This is a genomic window from Anaerococcus sp. HMSC068A02 (assembly GCF_001811125.1).
In the GTDB taxonomy this organism is placed as follows: domain Bacteria; phylum Bacillota; class Clostridia; order Tissierellales; family Peptoniphilaceae; genus Anaerococcus; species Anaerococcus vaginalis_C.
In genome coordinates this window covers 211258-236266 of record NZ_KV803714.1, presented here as the reverse complement: position 1 = coordinate 236266, position 25009 = coordinate 211258, and the positions used below count along the sequence as shown (strand labels likewise).

29 protein-coding genes are annotated in these 25009 nt (G+C 26.0%); 28 read left to right on the top strand and 1 reads right to left on the bottom strand.

Features of this window, described 5'->3' with window-relative positions:
• Nucleotides 1–222: 222 nt before the first annotated feature.
• The 6 genes from HMPREF2782_RS02340 to HMPREF2782_RS02315 are packed head-to-tail and all read left to right on the top strand — an operon-like array spanning nucleotide 223 to nucleotide 5654.
• Nucleotides 223–576, top strand: coding sequence for an Asp23/Gls24 family envelope stress response protein (locus HMPREF2782_RS02340; RefSeq protein ID WP_019117587.1), 354 nt, complete (start codon nucleotides 223–225; stop codon nucleotides 574–576).
• Between the two features lie 7 nt (nucleotides 577–583).
• On the top strand, nucleotides 584–2155 hold the full coding sequence (locus HMPREF2782_RS02335; protein ID WP_070640619.1) for a DAK2 domain-containing protein: 1572 nt from the start codon (nucleotides 584–586) through the stop codon (nucleotides 2153–2155).
• Between the two features lie 5 nt (nucleotides 2156–2160).
• The gene (locus HMPREF2782_RS02330) at nucleotides 2161–4140 is read left to right on the top strand and encodes an ATP-dependent DNA helicase RecG (RefSeq protein ID WP_070640617.1); all 1980 of its coding nucleotides are present in this window, start codon (nucleotides 2161–2163) and stop codon (nucleotides 4138–4140) included.
• The gene (rsmD, locus tag HMPREF2782_RS02325) at nucleotides 4140–4700 is read left to right on the top strand and encodes a 16S rRNA (guanine(966)-N(2))-methyltransferase RsmD (protein ID WP_070640615.1); all 561 of its coding nucleotides are present in this window, start codon (nucleotides 4140–4142) and stop codon (nucleotides 4698–4700) included. Before HMPREF2782_RS02330 ends, rsmD begins: the two co-directional genes overlap by 1 nt.
• A complete protein-coding gene (coaD, locus tag HMPREF2782_RS02320; protein WP_019117590.1) occupies nucleotides 4678–5172 on the top strand; it encodes a pantetheine-phosphate adenylyltransferase in 495 nt (164 codons plus the stop codon). Before rsmD ends, coaD begins: the two co-directional genes overlap by 23 nt.
• Complete coding sequence (locus HMPREF2782_RS02315) at nucleotides 5172–5654, top strand: ATPase (RefSeq protein WP_070607074.1); 483 nt, start codon at nucleotides 5172–5174, stop codon at nucleotides 5652–5654. The genes coaD and HMPREF2782_RS02315 overlap by 1 nt, the downstream gene beginning before the upstream one ends.
• 21 nt (nucleotides 5655–5675) lie before the next feature.
• On the opposite strand, the gene HMPREF2782_RS02310 is transcribed toward HMPREF2782_RS02315, so the two are convergent.
• Entirely contained in the window at nucleotides 5676–6851 is a 1176-nt protein-coding gene (locus HMPREF2782_RS02310) for a nucleotidyltransferase family protein (RefSeq protein ID WP_070640613.1), read from the bottom strand.
• A gap of 140 nt (nucleotides 6852–6991) precedes the next feature.
• Between HMPREF2782_RS02310 and efp the strand changes: the two genes are divergently transcribed.
• The 22 genes from efp to HMPREF2782_RS02200 all read left to right on the top strand — a co-directional run bounded on the left by efp (nucleotide 6992) and on the right by HMPREF2782_RS02200 (nucleotide 24995).
• Nucleotides 6992–7549: an elongation factor P gene (gene efp / locus HMPREF2782_RS02305; RefSeq protein WP_004838919.1), complete on the top strand. Its 558-nt coding sequence runs from the start codon at nucleotides 6992–6994 to the stop codon at nucleotides 7547–7549.
• 10 nt (nucleotides 7550–7559) lie between these two features.
• Nucleotides 7560–7874, top strand: coding sequence for an Asp23/Gls24 family envelope stress response protein (locus HMPREF2782_RS02300; RefSeq protein WP_019117593.1), 315 nt, complete (start codon nucleotides 7560–7562; stop codon nucleotides 7872–7874).
• Nucleotides 7874–8263 (top strand): transcription antitermination factor NusB, encoded by a 390-nt coding sequence (gene nusB / locus HMPREF2782_RS02295; protein WP_070640612.1) that lies wholly within the window; start codon nucleotides 7874–7876, stop codon nucleotides 8261–8263. Before HMPREF2782_RS02300 ends, nusB begins: the two co-directional genes overlap by 1 nt.
• Nucleotides 8264–9451 (top strand): exodeoxyribonuclease VII large subunit, encoded by a 1188-nt coding sequence (xseA, locus tag HMPREF2782_RS02290; RefSeq protein WP_070640610.1) that lies wholly within the window; start codon nucleotides 8264–8266, stop codon nucleotides 9449–9451.
• Entirely contained in the window at nucleotides 9441–9635 is a 195-nt protein-coding gene (gene xseB / locus HMPREF2782_RS02285) for an exodeoxyribonuclease VII small subunit (RefSeq protein ID WP_083304879.1), read from the top strand. Before xseA ends, xseB begins: the two co-directional genes overlap by 11 nt.
• Nucleotides 9628–10461 carry a polyprenyl synthetase family protein gene (locus HMPREF2782_RS02280; RefSeq protein WP_261668567.1) on the top strand — a complete coding sequence of 278 codons (834 nt, stop codon included), beginning with the start codon at nucleotides 9628–9630 and terminating at the stop codon, nucleotides 10459–10461. Before xseB ends, HMPREF2782_RS02280 begins: the two co-directional genes overlap by 8 nt.
• On the top strand, nucleotides 10458–10910 hold the full coding sequence (locus HMPREF2782_RS02275) for an arginine repressor (RefSeq protein ID WP_004838913.1): 453 nt from the start codon (nucleotides 10458–10460) through the stop codon (nucleotides 10908–10910). The genes HMPREF2782_RS02280 and HMPREF2782_RS02275 overlap by 4 nt, the downstream gene beginning before the upstream one ends.
• On the top strand, nucleotides 10911–12602 hold the full coding sequence (gene recN / locus HMPREF2782_RS02270) for a DNA repair protein RecN (RefSeq protein ID WP_070640604.1): 1692 nt from the start codon (nucleotides 10911–10913) through the stop codon (nucleotides 12600–12602).
• A gap of 1 nt (nucleotide 12603) precedes the next feature.
• Nucleotides 12604–13143, top strand: a complete 540-nt coding sequence (locus tag HMPREF2782_RS02265; RefSeq protein ID WP_004838911.1) for an NUDIX hydrolase — start codon at nucleotides 12604–12606, stop codon at nucleotides 13141–13143.
• Nucleotides 13133–13846 carry a segregation and condensation protein A gene (locus HMPREF2782_RS02260; RefSeq protein ID WP_070640602.1) on the top strand — a complete coding sequence of 238 codons (714 nt, stop codon included), beginning with the start codon at nucleotides 13133–13135 and terminating at the stop codon, nucleotides 13844–13846. Before HMPREF2782_RS02265 ends, HMPREF2782_RS02260 begins: the two co-directional genes overlap by 11 nt.
• The gene (scpB, locus tag HMPREF2782_RS02255) at nucleotides 13839–14375 is read left to right on the top strand and encodes an SMC-Scp complex subunit ScpB (RefSeq protein WP_070640600.1); all 537 of its coding nucleotides are present in this window, start codon (nucleotides 13839–13841) and stop codon (nucleotides 14373–14375) included. The genes HMPREF2782_RS02260 and scpB overlap by 8 nt, the downstream gene beginning before the upstream one ends.
• A complete protein-coding gene (locus HMPREF2782_RS02250) occupies nucleotides 14365–15060 on the top strand; it encodes a pseudouridine synthase (RefSeq protein WP_070640598.1) in 696 nt (231 codons plus the stop codon). The genes scpB and HMPREF2782_RS02250 overlap by 11 nt, the downstream gene beginning before the upstream one ends.
• A 1-nt stretch (nucleotide 15061) precedes the next feature.
• Nucleotides 15062–16288: a BaiN/RdsA family NAD(P)/FAD-dependent oxidoreductase gene (locus HMPREF2782_RS02245; RefSeq protein WP_070640596.1), complete on the top strand. Its 1227-nt coding sequence runs from the start codon at nucleotides 15062–15064 to the stop codon at nucleotides 16286–16288.
• Nucleotides 16281–16931, top strand: a complete 651-nt coding sequence (gene cmk, locus HMPREF2782_RS02240; RefSeq protein ID WP_070640594.1) for a (d)CMP kinase — start codon at nucleotides 16281–16283, stop codon at nucleotides 16929–16931. The genes HMPREF2782_RS02245 and cmk overlap by 8 nt, the downstream gene beginning before the upstream one ends.
• Nucleotides 16921–17511, top strand: a complete 591-nt coding sequence (locus tag HMPREF2782_RS02235) for a lysophospholipid acyltransferase family protein (RefSeq protein ID WP_070640592.1) — start codon at nucleotides 16921–16923, stop codon at nucleotides 17509–17511. Before cmk ends, HMPREF2782_RS02235 begins: the two co-directional genes overlap by 11 nt.
• A 1-nt stretch (nucleotide 17512) precedes the next feature.
• Nucleotides 17513–19588 carry a bifunctional 4-hydroxy-3-methylbut-2-enyl diphosphate reductase/30S ribosomal protein S1 gene (locus HMPREF2782_RS02230; protein ID WP_070640587.1) on the top strand — a complete coding sequence of 692 codons (2076 nt, stop codon included), beginning with the start codon at nucleotides 17513–17515 and terminating at the stop codon, nucleotides 19586–19588.
• A 71-nt stretch (nucleotides 19589–19659) separates the two neighbouring features.
• Entirely contained in the window at nucleotides 19660–21018 is a 1359-nt protein-coding gene (gene miaB / locus HMPREF2782_RS02225) for a tRNA (N6-isopentenyl adenosine(37)-C2)-methylthiotransferase MiaB (RefSeq protein ID WP_070640585.1), read from the top strand.
• A gap of 20 nt (nucleotides 21019–21038) precedes the next feature.
• A complete protein-coding gene (locus HMPREF2782_RS02220; RefSeq protein WP_070640583.1) occupies nucleotides 21039–22016 on the top strand; it encodes a V0D/AC39 family V-type ATPase subunit in 978 nt (325 codons plus the stop codon).
• Between the two features lie 4 nt (nucleotides 22017–22020).
• A complete protein-coding gene (locus HMPREF2782_RS02215; RefSeq protein ID WP_070640581.1) occupies nucleotides 22021–22893 on the top strand; it encodes a V-type ATP synthase subunit I domain-containing protein in 873 nt (290 codons plus the stop codon).
• A gap of 12 nt (nucleotides 22894–22905) precedes the next feature.
• Complete coding sequence (locus tag HMPREF2782_RS02210; RefSeq protein WP_070640579.1) at nucleotides 22906–24321, top strand: V-type ATP synthase subunit I; 1416 nt, start codon at nucleotides 22906–22908, stop codon at nucleotides 24319–24321.
• Nucleotides 24322–24331: 10 nt separating this feature from the next.
• Nucleotides 24332–24757, top strand: coding sequence for an ATP synthase subunit C (locus tag HMPREF2782_RS02205; RefSeq protein WP_004838899.1), 426 nt, complete (start codon nucleotides 24332–24334; stop codon nucleotides 24755–24757).
• 1 nt (nucleotide 24758) lies between these two features.
• Nucleotides 24759–24995, top strand: a complete 237-nt coding sequence (locus HMPREF2782_RS02200) for a V-type ATP synthase subunit F (RefSeq protein WP_004838898.1) — start codon at nucleotides 24759–24761, stop codon at nucleotides 24993–24995.
• Nucleotides 24996–25009: the final 14 nt, after the last annotated feature.

Sequence of the window (25009 nt, the reverse complement as noted above, 5' to 3'; positions counted from 1 at the left end):
CCTGATTTATTAGTGGGTTTGTCGACGCTCTGGGATGAGCTTGCTCATCCTTTTTTTGTTCGTAAAATTAATTTTGAAGATTTTTTTTTAAAAATTTTAAAAAAAATTATATTGAAAACTTTTAAAAATTTTAAATTTAATTTTGCTAAAAGCGTACAATTATAAATATTTACTATTTATGGTATAATAAATTATATATAAAAAAATAAAATGGAGGAGTTTATGGCAATTAAGTATAAAAACAATTACGGTAAAGTTAGTATTTCAGAAACAGTAATTGCAAATATTGCTGCAGCTTCTGTTATGGAATCCTATGGTGTTGTAGGTCTTGCTAGCAGAAGTACAAAAGATGGATTTTATAAACTTTTAGGCATTGATAATATGAACAGAGGTGTAAAAGTTTTAAGAAATATAGACGGAACTGTGACTATAGATATATCATTGTTTTTAAATTATGGTGTAAGAATTGCAGTTGTATGCCAAAATATAATTGAAAATGTGAAATATAATGTTGAACATTCTCTTAATGTTGGTGTATCTAGTGTAAATATTTTAGTTCAAGGAATTAGAAGTTAGGTGAAATATGAAAAAAATCGATAGTAATAAGTTCAAAAGCATTATTATTAAAGCTTTTGAACTACTTAATGAGAAAAGGGATGTTGTCGATAGCTTAAATGTTTTTCCTGTTCCAGATGGGGATACGGGAACAAATATGACTATGACAATGAAATCTGGTGTAGAAAGAGTAAAGGATACTGAAACTTCATCTTGTTATGATGTTGCTAAGGCTTTAAGCCAAGGAACTTTGATGGGAGCGAGAGGAAATTCTGGTGTAATTTTATCACAACTTTGTAGGGGAATGTCTAAAGCTATCAAAGGTAAGGATATTATTGATGCTGAAAGTATAAGAGATATTTTTACAGTTGCAAATAAGACTGCTTATAAGGCTGTAATGAAACCTACTGAGGGAACAATTTTAACTGTGTCAAGATTGATGGCAGAAGAAGCAAATAACTCTTTTGAAAATAACATTGATATTGATAAGTATTTATATAAAATTATTGCAGCTGGTCATAAGGCTTTGCTTGATACTCCAAATTTATTGCCAGTTTTAAAAGAGGCTAAGGTTGTAGATTCTGGTGGACAAGGATTGATGTTTTTGCTTGAAGGAGCTTTAAAAGCTTTAAATGGAGAAATTGATATTGAAACTGATTTATCAGAAATTGAAATTGAAGATTTGCCATCAAAAGACTATAATATCGACCTATCAGTAAGCATAAGTGAAGATGAAAAAGATGATTTACTTGAAAAATTAAATGAGCTTTCTACATCTTTGACAGAAGATTTTGATAATGGAATTTTGAGACTTTCATTTGATTGCGATGGTATAAAGGAACTTTTAGAAGTAGTTTCAAATTATGGACAAGTTTTGACGATGAATGTTGAAAATACTAATCCAGATGTATTGAATGATATAAAAGTAAACAAAAAACCATCTAAAAAATATGGATTCATAGCTGTTTCAAGGGGAGAAGGCTATGATAAAGTGTTTGAAAGTTTAAATGTTGATAGGATTATTGCTGGTGGGCAAACTATGAACCCTTCAACTGAAGATATTTTTAAGGCAATTGAGAAAGTAGATAGCGAAAATATTATTATCTTCCCTAATAATAAAAATATAATTATGAGTGCTAAACAAGCTTGCCAATTGTCTGATAAAACTTGTAGAGTAGTTGAAACTAGGTCAATTCCAGAATCTTTTTCTGCTCTACTATCATTTGATGAAGATGAATCATTAGATGAAAATATGGAAAATTTCAACGATGCGATTGAAGATGTAAGGGTTTTGGAAGTTACTATAGCAGTTAGAGATACAAATGTGAATAATGTAGAAATTAGAAAAGATGAATACATTGGCATAGTTGACAATAGTATTGTTACAAGCAAAAAAACAATAGAAAAAACTGCTAGAGAAACTTTGGAGAAGGCGGTCGATGAGGACACATCTCTTATAACCATATATTATGGAGAAGATATAGAAGATAAAGAAGCCAGAAAACTTCAAAAATTTGCTCAAAAAAAATTCAAAGATTGCGATGTAGAATTGATTTATGGTGGACAACCTTTATATTATTACACTATTACCTTGGAGTAGGATAGATGGACCTTTTGGACCTAAAAGGTTTAGGCAAAAAGAAAAAAGAATATTTAGAAAAATTATCAATTTATAAGCTAGAAGATTTATATAATTATTATCCTAGGGAATATGAGGATAGGTCAAAAAAATACGACTTATCCCATGGTCTTGATGGAAATAAACATTATTTTGAATGGAAAATAGAATCAAAGCTTTATACAAATTATAGTAAAAAATTTTCTATCTCTTATCTTTATGCGAGTGAAAATGATAAAAGAATAAAAATAGTATTTTTTAACGACAAATTTTCGCCAAGATCCTTAAAAATCGGACAAACATATAAATTTTATACAAAAATCGTAAAAAATGGTTATGAAATTGAATGCCATAATCCAGAATTTACAGATATAGATGACGATAGAATTGGAAATATTGTACCTATATATCCGCTTACAAAATCTTTGACTAATAAAAATTTATCTGATTTTATAGGTCAAGCCTTGGAATTTTTTGATGAAAATGAAGTTTTATTAGATAAAAAAGTTCTTGATGACTTTAATTTTTCGGATAAATTTTCAAATTTGAAGGAAATTCATTTCCCAACTAGCCTTGAAAATTTAAAAAGTGCTAAAAGTCAAATTAAGATTATAGATTTATTAAAGGAATTGATTTTTATCTATGTAATGCAAAAAGAAAATTCCTACCAAGATTTAAATTTAAAATATAATCTAAATGATATTTTAAATAAGCTTGATTTTAAATTGACACCAAGTCAATATAAGTCTTTGATTGAAATTTTAAAAGATTCTACAAGTGAATCAATTATGAATAGGCTTTTGTGTGGGGATGTTGGAAGTGGTAAGACTATTATTGCTTTAATAGTGATGATTATTTTTTCGATAAATTCATACCAAACTTGTATGATGGTTCCAACAGAAGTCTTGGCAATTCAGCAATATGAGAAAAATAAAAATTTTGTTGAAAGCTTTGGCTTAAAAATTTCTTTACTTACATCATCAACAAAAAATAAGCAAGATCTTAAGAATAAAATCAAAAATGGCGAAATAGACATTGTTATTGGTACACATGCACTTATTGTATATGATGTGGAATTTAAAAATTTGAAACTAATTGTTGCGGATGAACAGCATAGGTTTGGAGTTAGACAAAGACAAGCCTTATACGAAAAAGGTAATGATGCAAATTACCTAACAATGACAGCAACTCCAATTCCAAGGACACTTTTTTTGAAGATGAAAAAATTATTAGATTTATCTCAAATTACTGAACTTCCAAAAGGAAGAGGAGAAATTATAACTGAACTTGTTCTTTTATCAATGGAAAATAGCCTGTTTTCTAAAATCGAAGATTTTATAAAAAGTGGTAGGCAAGTTTATGTTGTAAGTGATTCTATAGATAGTGATGATGAAAATTCTTTAGAGAATTTATATAAACGCTATAAAAAAAGATTTAAAAATATTAGAATTGAAAAACTTCACGGAAAGTTAAAGGCAAGTGAAAAAGAAGAAATTCTTAGAGATTTTTCTGATGGTAAAATTGATATTTTAATATCTACTACAGTTATAGAAGTTGGAATTGATGTATCTAATGCAAATTGTATGATAATTTATAATGCCAATAATTTTGGTTTATCATCACTACACCAACTTAGAGGAAGAATAGGCAGGGGATCTTATAAATCATTTTGCTATTTGATTAGCGAAAAAGTTGATGAGAGAAGCAAGCTAAATATAATAAAAAATTCAAACGACGGTTTTGAAATTGCAAAAAAAGATTTGAAACTAAGAGGTGCTGGCAAGATTCTATCAACAATTCAACATGGAAAAAATCTTGATGATGTAAATTATTTTAATTTAAAAGAAGATGAAATAAATCTTTGCTTTAAAATGTTTACATATCTTAAAGATAAAAATTTTGAAGGAGTTAATTTTTCTTATTTAGAAAAATATTTTAATATAGACAAAAGGATTGTGTTAAATTAATGAGAGTAGTAGCTGGAAAGTATAAAGGATTTAATATAAAATCTCCAAAAGCTAACAATTCAAGACCTACAGATAACAAGGTAAAAGAAGCAGTTATGGCTATGCTTTATCCTTATAAAAAGGATTTTACAGCTTTGGATTTATTTTCATGTACAGGACAAATGGGAATAGAATTTTTATCTCATGGTGCAAAAGAGGTTGTTTTTGGAGAATTAAATAATTCAAATTATAAAATACTCAAGGTAAATATAGAAAAAATTCAAAGTCAAAATGCTCTAACTATAAGAGGGGATTTTAGAAAAGTTTTGGAAATTTTAAAAGAAAATAATAAAACTTTTGATTACATATACCTAGATCCTCCTTATAAAGAAGATTATTTAAAAATTAGTCTAGAATATATATTGACCTATCATTTATTAAATAAAAATGGTATAATAATAAGCGAATCAGATAGGAATATTGATTTTTCTGATATGACTAATTTAAATTTGATTAAAGAAAAAAAATATGGAAGGAAAATCATAAAAATTTATTGCTATGAAAGTGATATATCCAGGTAGCTTCGATCCTATTACAATCGGACACTTAGACATAATAAAAAGATTAAATAAGATGTTTGATGAGGTAGTCATTGCTATATTGATAAATGAAGCCAAGCACTCTCTTTTCTCAATTAAAGAGAGAAAACAATTAATAGAAAATGAAATTAAAGAATTTCAACTAGATAATGTCAAAGTCAAAACTTTCGAAGGTTTGTTAGTTGACTTTGCAAAAAAAGAAAATTCAAAAATTATAGTTAGGGGTTTAAGGGCAGTTACAGACTATGAGTACGAAATGAATATTGCTCAATTTAATTCAAGCCTATATGAAGATCTTGAAACTATATTTCTACTTTCTGACCCGAAATTCTCATTTATAAGCTCAAGTGGAGTAAGAGAGCTAGCTAGTTTTGGTGGAGATGTATCTAAATTTGTATCAAAAAATGTAAAAAAAGCTATATATGAAAAAAATAAACTAGGAGGAAAAAACTAATGGCAAATATTAACGAACTAATTGATGAAATTGAAGATATAATGGATAATGCTAGTTCTGTTCCATTTTCAAGAAAGGTTTCAGTTGATCCAGATGAAATTTTTGAAATTGTTAGAGATATGAGAGATTCTCTTCCAACAGAAATCAAAAATGCTCAATGGATTAACGATGAAAAAGAAAGAATTTTGCAAGAAGCAGAAAACGAAGCAAGATCTAAAGTACAAAATGCAAATAATGAAATCAAAAATTTCAAAGAACAAGCTAAAAGCCAATATCAAAGAATGATTTCAGAACATCAAATAACAGCAGAGGCTAGACAAGAAGCACAAAGAATTCTTGAACAAGCAAACCAAGAAGCAAATAAAATTAAACAACAATCATACCAATACATTGACCAATTATTTACAAAATCAAGTGAAAACTTCAACCAATTGGCTCAATCATTGGAAAAAAATAAACAACATATATTAAATCAAAAATAAAATTTGCAAAATAAAAATCCTCTAATAAGAGGATTTTTTTATTGAGATTTTTTCTCTATAATCGCTATCAAATTTTCTTCCTATAATCATTGAATACAAATTTGATGCCTTAATCATTTGCTCAAAGATTATTTTATTTTCTTTATTTAATTTCTCTATATCTTTTTTTTGCATAACTATATTAAGATTTGTTTCTTTGAATAATTTTGTTGCGTTCTCATTAAAAGCTAAAATTTTTATAAAATTTATGTCTACTTCATTAAGATAAGTGTTATTTTCTAAAAGGTAATTTATCATAAGTCTTTTTATCCTAGATTTTGTAAATCTTTGGCTTGTAGAATTTTTAATAAAATCTTTATAAAATTTTTCATCTTTTGCTATTTTTTTTAGATAATTTTCCATACCTTCTTCGTAACATAAAATATCTTTCATATTTTTTTCTTCTATTAGAATTTTATACCTAAAAAGTTCATACAATAAATCATTTTGTGGAAAAATATTGTATTCATTTTTAAATTTTTTTATATAATTATAAGAAAGACTTGGAAGATAATCTTTAATTTTTATATTTTCAATGTTATTTCTAATAGAGCTAGAAGAAGAAAATGAATCTTTTCTTAATTCAACATCCTTATTCATAGAATTTTTTCTTTTGATTGGTACAATTTCTATATTTGCTTTTAGTTTTTTTATAGCTCTGAGATATTCTAAAGCAAGTATATTATTTGCGGAAAAAAATTCTTTATTTTCTATATATTTAATTGAGGCAAGATATGATGCTTTTGCAAAAGACATTCCCTCATCTAGAAAATTCTTTGTATCAATATTTATTCTATTTTCATTTTCAAATATCTTCTCACAAGTCTTTAAAAAATTATTTTCACTAATATTTTCAATTCCAAATGCAAGATAATCAATTTCTAATTTATTTAAAATTTCTATATTTTTTCTAGCAAAAAGATTTGCCGCTTGTAAAGAGATAAATGAAGGCATTTCAATAACTAAATCTGCAGAAAGCATTGCAGAATTTGCTCTTTTATATTTGTCTATAAGGCTTATTTCTCCTCTTTGAACAAAATCTCCACTCATTATTGCAATAACTATATCTGCATTTGTTATCTCTCTTGATTTTTTTTGTATATAATTGTGTCCATTATGAAATGGATTATATTCTGAAATAATTGCTAATTTTTTCATGTCAACTCCTTTTATTATTATATCAAATTGTAAAAAATAAAGTGAAAATTTATTTTAGATTATTACATAATTTTACATTTTTATTTAAAAAATAAAATATAAGTGGTATAATATTAGAAAACAACCTATTAGGAGGATATATGATATCAGCAAATGATTTAAGAAAAGGAATAACTTTTGAATATGATGGAGATGTTTATCAAGTAATAGATTTCCAACACGTAAAACCAGGTAAGGGTGCAGCTTTTGTAAGAGCAAAAATAAAATCTGTTATGCAAGGCGGAAATAAAGATGTAACTTTTAACCCAAATGAAAAGTTTGAACAAGCTATTATTTCTACAAAAGAAATGCAATACTTATACAACGACGGACATTTATATTATTTTATGGATCCAGAAACTTTTGAACAAATTCCTGTTGATAAGGATGCAGTTTCTGAAGCAATTCCTTATATAAAAGAAAATGATACTGCTACAATGAGATTTTATAAAAACAATCCATTTTCAATTGAGGCACCTAATTTTGTAGAACTTGAAGTTGTAAAAACTGAACCAGCAGTTAAGGGAGATACAGCAACAAATGTAACAAAACCTGCAGAAGTTGAAACAGGTGCAATTATAAATGTTCCAGTTTTTGTAAATGAGGGAGATGTTATAAAAATTGATACTAGAAAAGGGGAATATTTATCCAGAGTATAAAGGAGATAAAATGACAAGAGCATTTAAATTTGGAAGTGTTAAAATTGCAAATGAAACTATTGAAGAAATAGCTAAAAAAGCTTGTAGTGAAGTTAATGGTGTAATTGAATCAAACACAAAATCCAATAAGGAAGCAAAAAAAGATACAAGAATTTCTGTAATGGATGGCTTTGTAATTATAGATTTAAATCTTGTACTTAGTGCAGATGTAAATGTGAGAAAAACAATTAAAAATGTCCAAGAAAATGTAAAAAGACAAGTCGAAACTATGACTGGCTTATCTGTAAAGAGAGTTAATGTCGAAGTAAATAGTTTAGTAATATAATGAATAGGGCAAAACAAAGAGACTGGGTATTTAAGTTGATATTTGAAAATCAAATAAAAAATATTGACGATATAGACCAAGCCTTTATTAATCATGAAATAGATTTAGATAAAGATTCTTTTTTATATAAGTCATTAAAATCATATATAGAAAATTATGATAATCTAGAAAATATAATTGGAGAACAAATAGGCTTAAAATCTTTACAAAGAATGGCAAAAGTTGATAGGTCAATTTTATTTTTGAGCGTTAATGAAATGGAAAATTTAGATATTCCTATAAGTGTTTCTATAAATGAAGCTGTAAATATTGCAAAAGAATATTCAACAAGTGATGGATATAAATTTATAAACAGTGTATTAGGTAAAATTGCAGAAAAGAGAAAATAATTGAAATCTTTAAGCGTAAAACAATTTAACCAATATATAAAAACCTCTTTTAAACACGACCCTTTATTTCAAAACGTAAGTGTTAAAGGTGAAATAGCCAACTACAAAATATCTCACAATCACATATATTTTTCCTTGAAAGAGGAAAATGAAATTATTGATTGTGTGATTTATTATTATTATTATGAACAAAAGGATATAGGGGATTATGATAATGGAGATGAGGTTATTGTAGATGGAAATTTGATTTACAATAGCTTTTTTTCCAAAATATCTATATCTGTAAATAATATGGAAAAAAAGGGCTTATCAGAAGAATATTTAAAATTTCTAAAGATCAAAGAAGAATTTTTAAAAAAAGGTTATTTTGATAAAGGTACCAAAAAAACTATTTGCGATTATCCCAAAGAAATAGGCCTTATAACTTCAGATAAATCAGCGGCTATAGTAGATTTTTTATCTGTAATAAATAAAGAAATTTCAGACATAAATATTTATCTTTATCCAGTAAAGGTTCAAGGACTTAGTGCAAAAGATAAAATAATTAATGCAATAAATGTTCTTGATAAAAAAAACTTAGATGCAATTGTTATTACCCGTGGAGGTGGTAGCAAAGAAGATTTAAAGGTTTTTAATGAAAAAGATATAGTAGAAGAAATATATAAGGCGAAAAGTCCAATAATTTCAGCTATAGGACACAAAATAGACTTGTCTTTAACAGATTTAGTTAGTGATTTGTCCTTACAAACGCCAACAGAAGCAGGCTCATATTTGGTAAGAAATTATAAAAAAATTAGACAAGATATAAATAAAATATTTATAGACATCCAAAAAACTTTAAATAGAAATATTGAATTAAAAGAATTAAAACTTAATAATTTAAAATACAGCTTAGATTCTTATAGTTTAGATAAATTACTTGATGAAAAAACTAAAAATGTAAATGAAATATTTGAAAAAATCAAGAATAATTTAAATTTAAACATTGAAAAAAAAGAAAAAGATTTAGAAATTTTAAAATACAAGCTAAATTCTTTAAAATCAATTTTGGATATTAAGAAAAAAAGTATTTTTATTAAGGATTTTGATGGCAATTTTATTTATTCTAAATATTCTTTAAAAGATAAGGATAAGGTAAATATAGTTTTTAGTGACGGAGAAGTGAAAGCTGAGATTTATGATGGATAACACATTTGAAGCAAATTATAAAAAAATGGAATCTTTGTTAAAAGATTTAGAAGAAAATAAAGATAATATAGATAAAAGTCTTGAAATTTATAAAGAGGCAAAAGAAATCTATGACAAACTAAATAAAAAAATCGATGATTATAAGGCAAAGGTTGAAATAATAAATAATGACAAAAATGAATAAGGAAAAATTTGATAAAATTTTAATTGCTGACAAAAATATAATTGATAGGGCAATGATAGAAAAATTTGAAGATGATAATCCTTTAAGCGAGTCCTTGATTTATGCAAGTGATTCTGGAAAAAGAATAAGGCCTGTAGTTTTTTTGGAAACTATAAAAATGCTTTTGGGAGAAGAGTCAGTTGATGAAAAATTAATTGATTTATCATTGGCACTTGAGATGGTTCATGCCTATTCTTTGGTACATGATGATATGCCTTGTATGGATAATGATGATTATAGGAGAGGAAAACTTACAGTCCACAAAAAATATGGAGAAGATCTTGCGATTTTGGTTGGAGATAGTTTATTATCCTATGCTTTTGAAATTATTCTTGATTTGAGTATATATGACCAACGTTTTCTTGAAGCTGGAAAATATTTGGCTAAAGCTTGTGGGAAAGATGGAATGATAAAAGGACAAGTTTTTGATATAAAGGCAAAAAAGGATGAAAATTTGGAATATATTCTTGATGTTTATAAAAATAAAACTGCAAGACTTTTTATGGCTGCAATTATGATGGCAGCTTTTTATGCAAATGTTGAAAAAGATAAGCTAGAAAAATTAGAAAACTACGCATATTATCTAGGACTTGCTTTCCAACTTCAAGACGATATTTTAGACAAATATGATGAGTTTGAATTAAATATTTTATCATGTATTTCTATTGATGATGCAAAAAAATTACTACTAGACTTTAATAGAAAAGCTAAAGAAAATATTAAGGACTTTAAAAACAATGATTTTCACATTTATTTAATTGATTATTTAACAGAGAGGATCAAATGAAAAAATACACTAGACAAAGACTTATATTAGATATTATTCAAAATAATGAAGTAAAAACACAAAGTCAACTTTCTAAATTATTAAGAGATCAAGGAGTAGATGCTACTCAAGCTACAATTTCTAGAGATATAAAAGAGCTTAGAATATCAAAAGTACAAACTGATGATTATGAATACAAATATACAGTAATAGATACTGTTTATGATTCATTAAATGAAAGAATGGAAAAAATATTTAAAGAATCTGTATTATCTGTAGAAAGATCTTACCAATTAGTTGTTATAAAAACTATTTCTTATACTGCAACAGTTTGTGGTTTGTATATAACAAATGCAAAACTTGAAAATATTGGTGGAATTGTAACAGGACTTGATACTATATTTATAACACCAAAAAATATAGATGAAATTGACGATTTGATTGAAACAATAAGAAGTATGGTGAAATAAGTGTTAGCTGAGTTATTTATTAATAACCTAGTGATTATTAAAAGAGATCACTTATTTTTTGATAGCGGATTTAATGTTTTATCTGGAGAAACTGGTTCTGGAAAAAGTTTAATTTTAGAAGCTATCAATATTGTCTTGGGAAAGAGAACAAATAAAGATATAATTGGGAAATTTGATGATAAAACAATTATAGAAGCAGTTTTTAATTTGGATGAAGATACAATAAAAAAATTAGAAGATAAAGATATTACTTTTGATGATAATAAACTTATTATTACAAGAACCATAAACCAACAATCTTCATCAATTAGAATAAATGGAAGAGTAGCAAATCTTTCGTTAATAAAAGAAATTTCTTCATTATTAATTGATATTTACAAACAAGGCGATTCAAATATTTTTATGGATAAGGGAAATTATCTTGATATTATTGATGCCTACAAAAAAGATAAAGAAACTATCAAACTAAAAAATGAAATTAATAAATTATTCAATGAAAAAAATAATTTGCTTAAAAAGTTTGATGAATTTAATTTATCTCAAGAAGAAGTTTCAAGAGAAAAAGAATTAATTAATTATCAACTTGATGATATTGAACAAATTGATCTTTTAAATATTGATGAAGAAAAAATTGACCAAGAGTATAAAAAATTAAATTCTATAACTGAGCTTAGAGAAAGTATTGAAAGTAGTGAAGAATTAATTTCTTCCTTTGATTATGACAAAGCATCTATTAGCTCATTACTAGCTAATTTATCTTCAAATTTATCTGATTTTTCAGAAATAGACAAGAGCATTGAAGAAGTTAATGATAAAATATATACTGTTATAGACTTAGTAAATGAAATTTATTCTGAGCTTGATAATTATAAGGATAAGCTTGATCAAAATCCTGAAAGATTATACGAGCTTGAAATGATTAATCAAAAACTTTTCGATTTGAAAAGAAAATATGGAAATGAAATTGAAGATATTATAGAATACTATGATAAAATTTCTTTGAGATTAAAAGAATTAGAAAAAATAAGTGATTTAAAGAAAAATATTGACAAAGACATAAAAAATATAAATAAAAATTTAGAAGAAAAGTCCCTTGCTCTTTCAAAAATTAGAAAAGAAAAATCTAAAAATTTGGAAAAGGAAATAAAAAGTGAGATACAATCTTTAAATATTATTAATGGGGATTTTAAGGTTTTATTTAAAAATAAAAACAAAATTGATTCTAATGGAATTGATGATATAGATTTTCTCATTAAAACTAACAAGGGAGAAGATTTAAAATCTTTATCAAAAACCGCATCTGGCGGAGAAGTTTCAAGGATTGTATTGTCATTTAAAAAAATTTTTGCAGATTATGATAAAATTGATACCATGATATTTGATGAAATCGATCAAGGAATTAGCGGTAGAACAGCTCAAATTGTTGGAGAAAAAATTTTAGACTTATCAAAAGAAAGACAAATTTTAGCTATAAGCCATCTTCCACAAATAGCATCTTTATCAACTAATCATATTCTTATAGAAAAATTTGACCAAAAAGATTTAACTATATCAAAATCTACAAATATTAAAGGAAATGATAGGGTAAAAGAAATAGCTAGGCTTTTGGCTGGCGTTGATATTACAGATAAAACGATGGAATCTGCAAAAGAAATGATAGAAATGGCAGAAGAGTTAAGAAAAGGAAATTAGTATGGATAATTATGAAAAAACGATAAAAGTTGACAACATTTACGAAGGAAAAATTCTTTCTTTGAGAGTTGAAACTGTAGAAATGCCTGATAAAAAGTATTCAAAAAGAGAAATAGTTGATCACGTTAAAGGCGTAGGAATAATTGCTTTCGATGGGGAAGATTCTATTTATTTGGTACGTCAATATAGAAAGGCAATCGATGAATTCACTTTAGAAATTCCTGCTGGTTTGGTTGAAGTAAATGAAAAACCAATTGAAACTGCAAAAAGAGAATTGCAAGAAGAAATTGGATATAAACCATTAGATATTGAATATTTGTTTGATATGCACGCATCTCCTGGTTTTACAAACGATAAATTATCATTCTTTTTGGCTAAAAATTTGGAAGAATCAAAATTAGAATTGGATGAAGATGAATTTTTAGAAAAAAAATCATATAAAATTGAAGATGTTTATAATATGGTAATTAATGGTGAAATCACTGATGCTAAAACAATAATAGCAGTAATGTATGCAAAAAGATTGATTGATGAAAAGTAATAGTTTAAATATTGATTTAGAAGTTTACACAGGACCATTTGATGTCTTGTTAAGACTTATAGAAAAACAAAAAGTAGATATTTATGACATAAAAATAGAAGATATAACAAGCCCTTACATGGAGGCTATCAATGAAATGGATATTCCTCTTGGTCAATTAAGTGAGTTTATTTATATATCTTCTATTTTGTTATACATAAAATCTAGTAAATTGATGCCAAAAGATAAAAATGATACAGTAGAAGAAGATTTTATTTCATATCTTATAGAATATAAAAAAATAAAAAGCGTAGAAGATGATTTAAAAATTCTTGAAAATGAAGCGAAATCTTATTATACAAAATACCAAGAAGATTTATCAAAATATAAGTCAAACGATGAAATAATCAGTAAAGATGTAAATATTTTAAAAAATGAATTTACAAAATTAATAAGAGCTTACAAGAACGAAAAAATAGAAAAACCAGATCTTATTAAATCAATTAAAAGACTTGATGTAAATGATTATATAAAAAAAATAAGAAATACATTAAAATTTACCAAATCAATAAGGTTAAATAAAATTACAGATGAAATAAAATCAAAAGATGCTTGTATAGGAACATTTTTAGCACTTCTTGAGCTTGTAAGATTAAAAGAAATATACTTGGAAGAAGAAAAAATAAATGAATTTTTGATAGTAAAAAGGGATAAGAATGAATAGTGATTACTTAAAAGGAATTATTGAAGAAATTTTATATATTTGGGGCGAACCGATTGACATTAACGATCTTGGAAAAATTATATTTGACGCCGAAAAATCTGAAATAAGAAAGGCAATTAATGAGATGATTGATGACAGGAATTTAAAATCTTCGGGACTTATTATAAAAAAATATGAAGATAAATACCAATTTGCAACAAGAGCTGATCACGAAAAATATATTTCAAATATAGTAAAAAAATCGGAGAAAAATTTATCTAATTCATCTCTAGAAACCCTATCAATTATTGCATACAAGCAACCAATAACAAGAGCAGAAATTGATAAAATAAGAGGCGTTAAATCCCAATCAACAATAGATTCTCTTTTAGATAAAAAACTTATAAAAGAAAATGGTAGACTTGATAAAATTGGAAAGCCTATTATATATGTTACAACTGATCTTTTTTTAAAATATTTTAATATTTCAAATCTTGACCAATTGCCAAAAATCGATGAAAAAATAGATGGAGAAATTGATGAGGATTAATAAATATATAGCAAAAACAGGATTTGCATCAAGAAGAAAAAGCGAAGAATATATAAAAAACGGCAAAGTTTATGTAAATGGAAATAAATTAGAAAACTTATCATATCAAGTAAAAAAAACAGATGAAGTTAAAATTGATGGAAAAATTTTAAAAATCCAAAAAAATTTCTACTATAAATTAAATAAACCTCTTGGATATATCTCATCAAATTATGATCCTCACAACGAAAAAGATTTAAATAAGTTGCTTAATATTGATGAGAGATTTTTTTGTGCAGGAAGGCTTGACAAAGATAGCCATGGTCTTATGATAATTACTAATGATGGTAAAATAACAAATAAAATAATTCATCCAAGTAAAAAAATTGATAAAATTTATATAGTTAAGGTAGATAAAAAACTTACAGCTTACCAAGAAAAAATTTTTATGGATGGGGTAAAATTATCGCAAAAAGAAATAACATCAGATGCAAAAATTTCTTTAATAGATAAAGAAAAAATTACTTACAAAGTTACAATTCATCAAGGCTATAATAGGCAAATTAGAAGAATGTTTGAATATTTCAAAATAAAAGTTTTAGATTTAAAAAGAATAAAAATAGGACAAATTTGTCTTGATGATTTAAAAGATGGAAATTATAAAAAATTAAGTAAAAAAGAAGTGGAATATTTAGAAAGTTTATAAAATGGATATTGGAATAATTGGCGCAGGTGCAGGCGGTATTTTTACTGCAATAAATGCTAAAAACGAAAAAAATAAAATAACTTTAATAGAAAAAAATGACAAAATTGGCAAGAAAATATTTATAACCGGAAAAGGCAGGTGTAATATTACTAATGCCAAATTTTTTGATGAATTTTTAGATAATATTCTTGTAAACAAGAAGTTTATGTATTCGTCATTTACAAATTTTGATAATTATGCTCTTATGGATTATTTGGAAAATAAGGGATTAAAACTTACAATCCAAAGAGGAGATAGGGTTTTTCCAAAAAGTGAAAAATCAAATGATGTAATTAAATTTTTTGAAAAACTTATTAAGGAAAAAAATATAGATTTAAAATTAAATGAAAATGTAAATAAAATTTATAAAGACAAAAATTTAAATAAATTTATTGTTCTTACCCAAAATAATTCTTATGAATTTGATAAAGTTGTAATTGCAACAGGAGGTCTTTCATATCCGTTGACAGGTTCAACTGGAGATGGTTATAAATTTGCAAAATATTTTTCCCATAAAATTATTAGTACAAAACCGGCTCTTTGTCCAATTAAATTTTTAGATGATGACTTGGATAGCTTAAATGGAATTTCCTTAAAAAATGTAAGCTTGAATGCGGAGTGCGAAGATAAAAAAATTAGTGAATTTGGAGAAATGCTAATAGGAAAAAATTTCATAACTGGACCTATTGTTTTAACTATGTCATCACTAATTAATAGAAAAAAAGTTAAAAATATGTATATTGACCTTAAAGCAAGCCTAGATTTTGAAAAATTAGATAATAGGCTTATAAGAGATTTTGAAGATAATTCTAATAAAGATGTAGGAAATATTTTAAAAAAACTATTGCTAAATGCTTTTGTAGATGTAGTTTTAAAAAGATCAGATATAGATTTTCATACAAAAGCAAACCAAGTTACAAAAAATGAGAGATTTAGATTAATAAATGAAATTAAATATTTTCATTTAAAATTTAATGGATTAAGTGAAATAAAAAATGCTATTATAACCTCAGGTGGAGTTGATTGCAAAGAACTTGATCCTAAAAATATGCAATCAAAAATAGTTTCTGGTCTGTATTTTGTTGGGGAAGTTACAGATGTTGATGCTCTTACAGGAGGATATAATTTGCAAATTGCATTTTCACAAGCCTATGCTTGTGCTAAGGATTTAAGGAGGGAAAATGAGTAATTTTATTATAGCTTTAGATGGGCCAAGTGGATCAGGAAAAAGCACAATAGCAAATATTTTGGCTAAAAAATTAAAAATTTCATATTTAAATACAGGTTCAATGTATAGGGCAGTAACCTTATTTTTTTTGGAAAATAATATAAAAAAATCAGACAAAATTGATATAGATTTGCTTAGAAAAATTAATATCGACATAAAAGAAGACAGGGTATTTTTAAATGGAAAAGATGTAAGCGAAAAAATTAGAAATAAGGAAGTAACTGAAAATGTATCATGGGTATCTTCTATTTCCTTAGTTAGAAAATATTTAGTAGATATGCAAAGAAAAATTTCTCAAAATAAATCAATTATTCTTGATGGAAGAGATATTGGCACAGTTGTTTTTCCTAATGCAAAATACAAATTTTTTCTAGTAGCATCAAGTGAAATTAGGGCAAAAAGACGATATGAGCAAAACGAAATTGATAAATCACTAGAAGAAATTCAAAAAGATATAGAAAAAAGAGATTACTTAGATTCACACAGGGAAATTTCCCCATTAAAAAAAGCAAAAGATGCCATAGAAATAGATTCTTCAAATTTAACAATTGATGAAACTATTGAAGAAATTATAAATAAAATGGACAAAGAAGATGTTTTATAGATTTATATATTTAATATTAAGATTAATAGCAACACCTTTGTTTAGGATAAAAGTACATGGTTATGAAAATATTCCACAAGAAAGAAAATTTATTGTTTGTGCAAACCACAAATCTTTTCTTGATCCAGTTTTTGTTGCAATGGCTTTAGATAGGCAGATTCATTTTATAGCAAAAAAAGAATTATTTGAAATACCAATTTTAAAAAATATATTAAAATCTTTAAATGCAATACCAGCTCAAAGAGATGGAAAAGATTTATCGGTTTTAAGAGATTCAATAAAATTAATAAAAACAGGAAAAATTTTAGGAATATTTCCTGAAGGAACAAGAGTTAAGGAAATAAAAAGAGAAAATATAAAAGATGGTGCAGGATATATTGCACTTAAATCAAAAACTGATATATTAACAATAGAAATTATATCTTCTTATAAGCCATTTTGTAAAACGGATTTATACATTAAAAATCTCATACAAATAGAAGATTTTGAAAAATATAAATCAAAAGATGCAATGGAAAAAATCATGGATGAAACTTATGAGAAAATGTATGAAAATCACAAATTTTTAAGAAAGGTTTGAGATGAAAATAATAGTTGCGAAAAATTCTGGCTTTTGTAATGGAGTTAGAAGAAGTGTTGACCTTGCAAATAAAGCAAGCGAAAAAAATATAAAAACATATACACTAGGGCCTTTGGTTCACAATCCAACGCAAGTTAAAATGCTTGAAAAAAAAGGCGTAAGTGTGGTAGATGAAAATGAAGTTTTAGAAATAAAAAATTCACAAATAGTAATAAGAAGCCATGGAGTAAGTGAAAATCTAAAAGAAAATCTTAAAAAAAATTCTAATGAAGTTGTGGATGCAACTTGCCCAGTTCTTTTAAATATTTACAAAAAAATAATTGAAAAAGAAAATGAAGGATACACCGTAGTAATTATTGGAGATAAAGAACATCCAGAAATAAAAGCTATGGCATCTTACGTAAATAATGGTATAATAATAAAAGATGAGACTGAAGCAAAAAATATTACAAATATGTCAAAACTTTATGTTGTTAGTCAAACAACAAACAGAATTGATTTTTTTGAGAATATTGCTCATGAGTTAGAGAAGACGAATGATGATGTAGTAATAGAAAATACAATCTGCAATGCTACAAGATTAAGGCAAGAAGCATGTAAGAGCCTATCAAAAGAAGTTGATTGTATGATTGTTGTTGGTGGTTTTAATAGTTCGAATACAAACAAGCTTTATCAAATAGCACAAAAGTATTGTGAAAATGTTCAAAGAATAGAAACTGTTAAAGATCTACCTTTGCAAAAGCTCTCAAATTTTAATATAATAGGGGTAATCGCTGGTGCGTCCACACCAGATCAGGTTATCGAGGAGGTAGTTAATAGGATGGATGATTTAACAAATGAAGAATTAATGAACAGCATTGAAGATAGTATGAAAAAAATATATCCTAGAGATGTTGTAAACGGAACAATTATTGATGTGAAAGATGATGAAGTTTTCGTAGACATTCAATATCGTGCAGATGGTATTGTAAAATTAGATGAAATGACCGAACAACAAAGAGAAAATCCAAAAGATAATTTTGAAATCGGTCAAGAAGTAGAAGTTTATGTTATAAAACTTGATGATGGAGAAGGCAATGTTTCATTATCTACTAGAAGAGTAGAAGGAATGAAAAATTGGAAAAACCTTAGAGAAGCTTACGAAAATGACCAAACTGTTGAAGGTGATGTAACAGGAGCAAACAAAGGTGGTCTTACAGCTAGAGTTATGGGAATCAATGGATTTGTTCCTGCAAGCCAAATAGCTCCATATTTTGTTAAAAACTTCAAAAAATTTGTTGGAGAACATTGGGATCTTAAAATCATTTCAATAGATGAGAGAAAAAATCGTCTAGTTTTATCAAGAAAAGACATTGTTGAAGAAAAACTTGATGAACAATGGGATGAATTAGAAGAAGGACAAGTTATAACAGGAAAAGTTGCAAGACTTACAGATTTTGGTGCTTTCATTGAAATAGGAAGTCTTGATGGATTACTTCATGTATCTGATATAGCTTGGACAAGAGTAGAACATCCAAAGGATGTTTTAAATATCGGCGATGATATTGAAGTTAAAATTTTAAAATTAAACAAAGAAAAAAATAGAATTTCACTTGGAAGAAAACAACTTCTTGAAAAACCATTTGCAGAATTTACAAATGAACACGAAGTTGGAGATGTTATAACAGGAAAAGTTGTAAATCTTTTAGACTTTGGTGCTTTCGTTGAAGTTAGTGAAGGAGTTGAAGGATTAATTCACGTTTCTGAAATTTCATGGGATCATGTTGAAAAACCATCTGATGAATTAAATGTTGGAGATGAAGTAGAAGTTAAAATTTTAAGCATCGATCCAGAAGAAGAAAAAATTGGTCTTTCAATTAAAGCTTTAAAAGAAGCTCCAGAAAGAACTGAAAGAAAACCAAGAAGAAATAACGAAGAAAACAAAAACAGATCTAATGCTAAAGCTAAAAGAAAAGCTGAAAAGAAAGAAGCAAACAACGAATTTGGCGATAATGATTTAAATAATAACATTGGATTTGCTATAGAAGAAGTACTATCAGGTATAGAAATAGAAGACGAAGATTCTACTGAAGAATAATATCTGATAAATTACAATTATACAAAAAAGAGATGGTCTAGATCATCTCTTTTTTAGCTGTAAGGAGATATATGCAATTAAAAAATAATGAAAAATATAAGAATTATTTTGAAAATAAAAAATATAATATAACAACCTTTGGTTGTCAGATGAATGAACATGACTCTGAAAGAATTTCTTATATATTAGAAGATTTAGGTTATACAAAAACTGATGATAGAAATGATGCTGATTTTATTTTATTTAACACTTGTCTTGTAAGAGAGAATGCTGAATTAAAACTTTATGGTCAAGTATCAAGTTTAAAAAAATTAAAAGAAGAAAATCCTGAAAAAATTATAGCAGTATCAGGTTGTATGATGCAAACTAGCGTTGCTAGAGAAGTTATAGAAAAAAAACACAAAGAAGTTGATATAATTTTTGGAACTAAAAATATAAATTCTTTGCCAGATCTTTTATTTAAATATTTAGAAACAGGCGAAAGAGTAATTGATGTTTCAGAAGATAATGTAAAAGATGATTACGTAAATTATAATAGCAAAAATGATTTTCAAGCTTATGTAAATATAATGAGAGGCTGCGATAATTTCTGTTCATATTGTATAGTTCCTCAATCAAGGGGAAGAGAAGAAAGTAGAAGACCATCTCATATTATTGAAGAAATTGAAAATTTAGTTAAAAATGGCTATAAAGAAATCACACTTTTAGGACAAAATGTAAATTCTTATGGAAATAAATCAGATTTTAATGTAACTTTTCCAGAACTTTTAGAAAAATGTGCAAAAATTGAAGGGGTTGAAAGATTAAGGTTTACAACAAGTCATCCAAAAGATTTATCGGATGATTTAATTAGAGTTATTAAAGAAAATGATAATATATGTAATTATTTCCACCTTCCTATACAATCAGGTTCTGACAAAGTTCTTAAAGATATGAATAGAAAATATAATAAAGAACAATATTTAGAAAAAGCTAGAAAATTGAAAGAAGAAATTCCTGGTATTGCAATTTCTACGGATATTATTGTAGGTTATCCTACTGAAACAGAAGAAGATTTTCAAGAAACTTTAGATGTTTGTAGAAAAGTAGGATTTGATACTGCTTTTACTTTTAAATATTCTCCAAGACCAAAAACAAAAGCTGCTAAATTGGATCCAATTGACGATAAAATTGTTCAAGATAGGTTTGATAGATTACTGGATACTCTTTATCCAATATTTAATGAAAAAAATAAGGAATATGTAGGTAAAGTTGTTGAAGTCTTGTTAGAATCTGAAAGTAAAAATAACAAAAATGTTCTAACAGGCAGGACAGATACTTTTAAATTAGTTCATGTTAAAGCTGATAAAAATTTAATAGGGCAAATCGTAAAAGTAAAAATCACAGAAAACACTTCATTTACAATATCAGGAGAACTAGTCCAAGATTAAATATCAAGAAAGAAGGCATTATGAAAGCTTATGTAGTAAAAGCAAAAGCTAAACTTGGGAAATTGCCTAGTAAAGAAATTTGTAGAGATTTGTTGTACGAAGACAGTTTGGAAAGAAAATTAGATATTATTAGAGCAAATAAAAGTGAAATACCTAATATTTACTCTAAAAAAGATGTGGAAATTTTTCTTTCCAATAGTTTATACGACGATTTAAATTCATTTTTGAAATTTCTTAAAGGAGAAGAGAAAAATTTCTTTATAAAATATATTTCAAAATTCGAACTACAATTAATTCAATTAATTGTTCAGGCAATTTTAAATGAGCATTTGAAAGACAGTTTAGATATTATAAAAAGAGAAAAATTTTCTCAAAATATAAATGTATCAAAAGACGATGATTTTCAAACTTTTGTGGAAAAATCTAAGTCAACTAGGTACTATAGAACTCTTTATCCATTTTTAAATGAAAATATGCAAAAAGATTCTATAATTTTTCTAATATCTAATTCATTAAATAAATTTTATTATAGAGACCTTTTAGAAGAAACTAAAAAACTTCCAAAAAATCTTGGCAAGGAGCTTAGAGAATTTATAGGTAATAAAATTGATATTTTTAATATTGAAATGTTATTTAGATTAAAAAACTACTTTATTTTAAATGATTATGAAATATTTAATTATTTAATTGAAGGTGGCAAATATTTAAAAACAGAAGATTTAAAAAAATTATCAAAATTAAGTCTAGATAAAGTTAAGGAAAAAATATTAGGAAGTCCTTATAATTCATTATTTAATAATTCTTCTAATTTCTACAAGGCAAAGCAAGATTTATTGAGTGATAATTCAAAAAGGTTAAATAATTCAAAATATGATTTACTAAAATTAATTTATATAGTTGATATGATGGAAATTTCTAATAAAAATATCATAAGTATGCTTGAATTTGATGAAACTTTTGATAAGGATGAAAAGAAGCGTTATATAATAAAGAGGTGATAAAATGGCTGTCGAAAAAATGCACTTAGTTAATATAATGGCAAAACTTGAAAATTTAGATGATTTTCTTGAAGATTTAATCAACATTGATGAATTCGATCAAGTTGATGCTTTTAGACAAGTACAAAATAGGGAGTTTTCTATAAAAGCTAGCGAAGAAAATATCGATAAAACTGAAGATTTTAATGAGCTAGATAGCTTTGAAAAAATAGATTCTACTTTTATAAAAAATCTTGAAGATATTAAAGAATTTTTGAATTTAGAAGATTCCGATAATGGAAAAAGAATTAATGATGAAAAACTTAAAAATTTGCTAAAAATGCTTGAAGATAATATAGAAAAGAAAAAAGAATTAGAAGAAAGAAACAAAAAACTTGAAGAATATATAAATAACTTACAAGCACTTGAAAATGAAGAAATAAATATAAATAAAATAACAAATTTAAATTATTTTAATTATAGATTGGGAGAAGTTAGTAAAGACGGTAGGTTTATATTAAAAAATAATTACGAATCGATACCGTCATTAATTATTCATTTACAAAAAAATGATCCAAATATAAAAACTAATAAGGAAGCTTTAAAAAGTATTTATAGTATTGATGATGAAACGACAAAATTAAGAAATGATACTGATGTAATATTAAAAAATGAAAAAGATAATGTTAATAAAGTTAGTCTTGAACTAAACAAAAATTATGATTCAAAAACTAAGGATGATTCCAATAAAATTTATGATGATATTTTAAAAGAAGCGGATTATAAGAAAAAAGAAATAGAAGAATTTTACGAAGAGCAAAAATTAGAAAGTAAAAAAGTTTTTAATGAAAAGAAAGATAAGTTAGTAAAAGAATTCTTTGAAAAGATTATTGATTAGAAGGCAGGTTTTATGAAATTATTGGAAAAATTAGGCTTTAAAGATAAGAATAAAAATAATATAAACCAATCTATTGAAAGTGGGAATGAAGATTATCTTTTAGTTTATCCAAAAAGCGTTGAAGATGAAGTAAATAGAACAATTTCATCTTTGGGTTTTATTGATAAGGATATTCCAGAAAATAAAAGTTTAGAAGAAATAAAAAAAGAATACCAAGAAAATAAAATTAAGCTTAAAAAGATAAATGAAAATCTAGAAAAAATCAAAAATGACAATATAGACGAATTAAAAAACCTTCCAAAGACTATAGATTTTTATAAGAAGTCTTCTAAAATAAAAGATAAAATGTTAAAAGGTAGAAAGTATTTTTATCTTTCAGGTTGGGTACCAGAATCAAAATTACAAGTTGTAAAAGATTCTGTAGAAAAATATGAAGATAGTTTGGTAGATCAAAAAAAAAATAGCCAGACAATAGCAAACCCACCAACTAAATTAAAAAATAATAAACTAACTAGGCCCTTTGAGTTTTTGGTTAATATGTATGGAGCACCAAACTACAATGAAATAGATCCGACAGGATTTTTTGCAATAACTTATATGCTTTTGTATGGAATGATGTTTGGTGATCTAGGACAAGGATTAATTTTTATCTTAGCTAGTTTTCTAGTAGAAAAGAAAAATAAAATATTTGGTCAATTAGTAAGAAGAATAGGATTTTCTGCTTGCTTTTTTGGCATAATGTATGGATCATTTTTTGGAATAGAAGATTTAATACCAACATTATTAATTAAACCATTTGATAATATTTTAAAAGTATTAGTTGCTTCAGTCGCCTTTGGAGTTATTCTAATTTTTATATCCTATATCTTAGGAATTTATAATAAACTTCACAAGCAAAAAGATTTAGAAGAAGGAGTTTTTGGAAAAGAAGGTATAGCAGGATTAATTATGATGATTTCATTTATTTTAATCATTTTAAATATTGTAAAAATTAATCCATTGCCAATGAAATTTTCAATAATTTTACTTGTATTATCAATTATATTGATGATATTTAAACAACCAATTTCTAGAAAAATGTTAGGAATTAATCCAATATATGATCAATCTTCTGCTGATTATTATATAGAAAGTTCATTTTCTATAATTGAAGCTTTGCTTTCTGTATTTTCAAATCTTGTTTCTTTTACAAGAGTAGGTGCGTTTGCTATAAACCACGTCGGTTTATACATGGCATTTGAAGTTATGAGTAAGCTTGTTGGCGGAGGAATTATAGGAATTATTATTTTAATATTTGGAAATATTTTAATAATAGGACTTGAAGGAATGATTGTATTTATTCAAGGTTTAAGATTAGAATTTTATGAAATGTTTAGTAAATATTATAAGGGAGATGGACAAAAATTTAGTCCAATAAGTAAATTATAAGGAGAAAATAATGATTTTAATTTCAATATTAGCATTAGCATGCGTTGTTATAACAATTTATTCAGGTTTATATCTATTAAAAAATAATGAAGATAGCTCTAAAGAAAAAATAAGAAAAGCTTTAAAAATAAATTTATCTACATTTATTCCAATAATGGTTATGATTTTGGTTTTAGTTTTACCAAACGGTGTTAAAGCAGCTACAGCTGGAAGTGCTAGTGAAACAGCAAGTGGCTTGAAATATATTGGGGCAGCCTTATCAACAGGTCTTGCAACAATAGGAACAGGATATGCAGTAGGTCAAGTAGGCTCAGCAGCTCTTGGAGCAATTTCAGAAGATGCATCAATTCTTGGAAGAACAATAATTTTCGTAGGACTTGCTGAAGGTATTGCAATCTTTGGTGTAATTATTTCTATAATGATTTTATTTGCTTAAAATGAAAGCAAAAGTAATTACAAATGACTTATCTTTTCTTCTTGGCTTTAGGCTTGGAGGAATTGATGGTTTGATTTTAGAAAATGAAGAAGAAATATCTTATAATTTTAAAGATTTTACAAAAGAAAAAGACTTAGCTTTAATTATATTTTCAAAATATTGCTATGAGAAAATAAAAGATGAGGTAGAAAATTATAGGGTAGAAAATGCTACTCCTTTAGTAGTAGTTTTAGATTAGTAAAGGAGACTTAA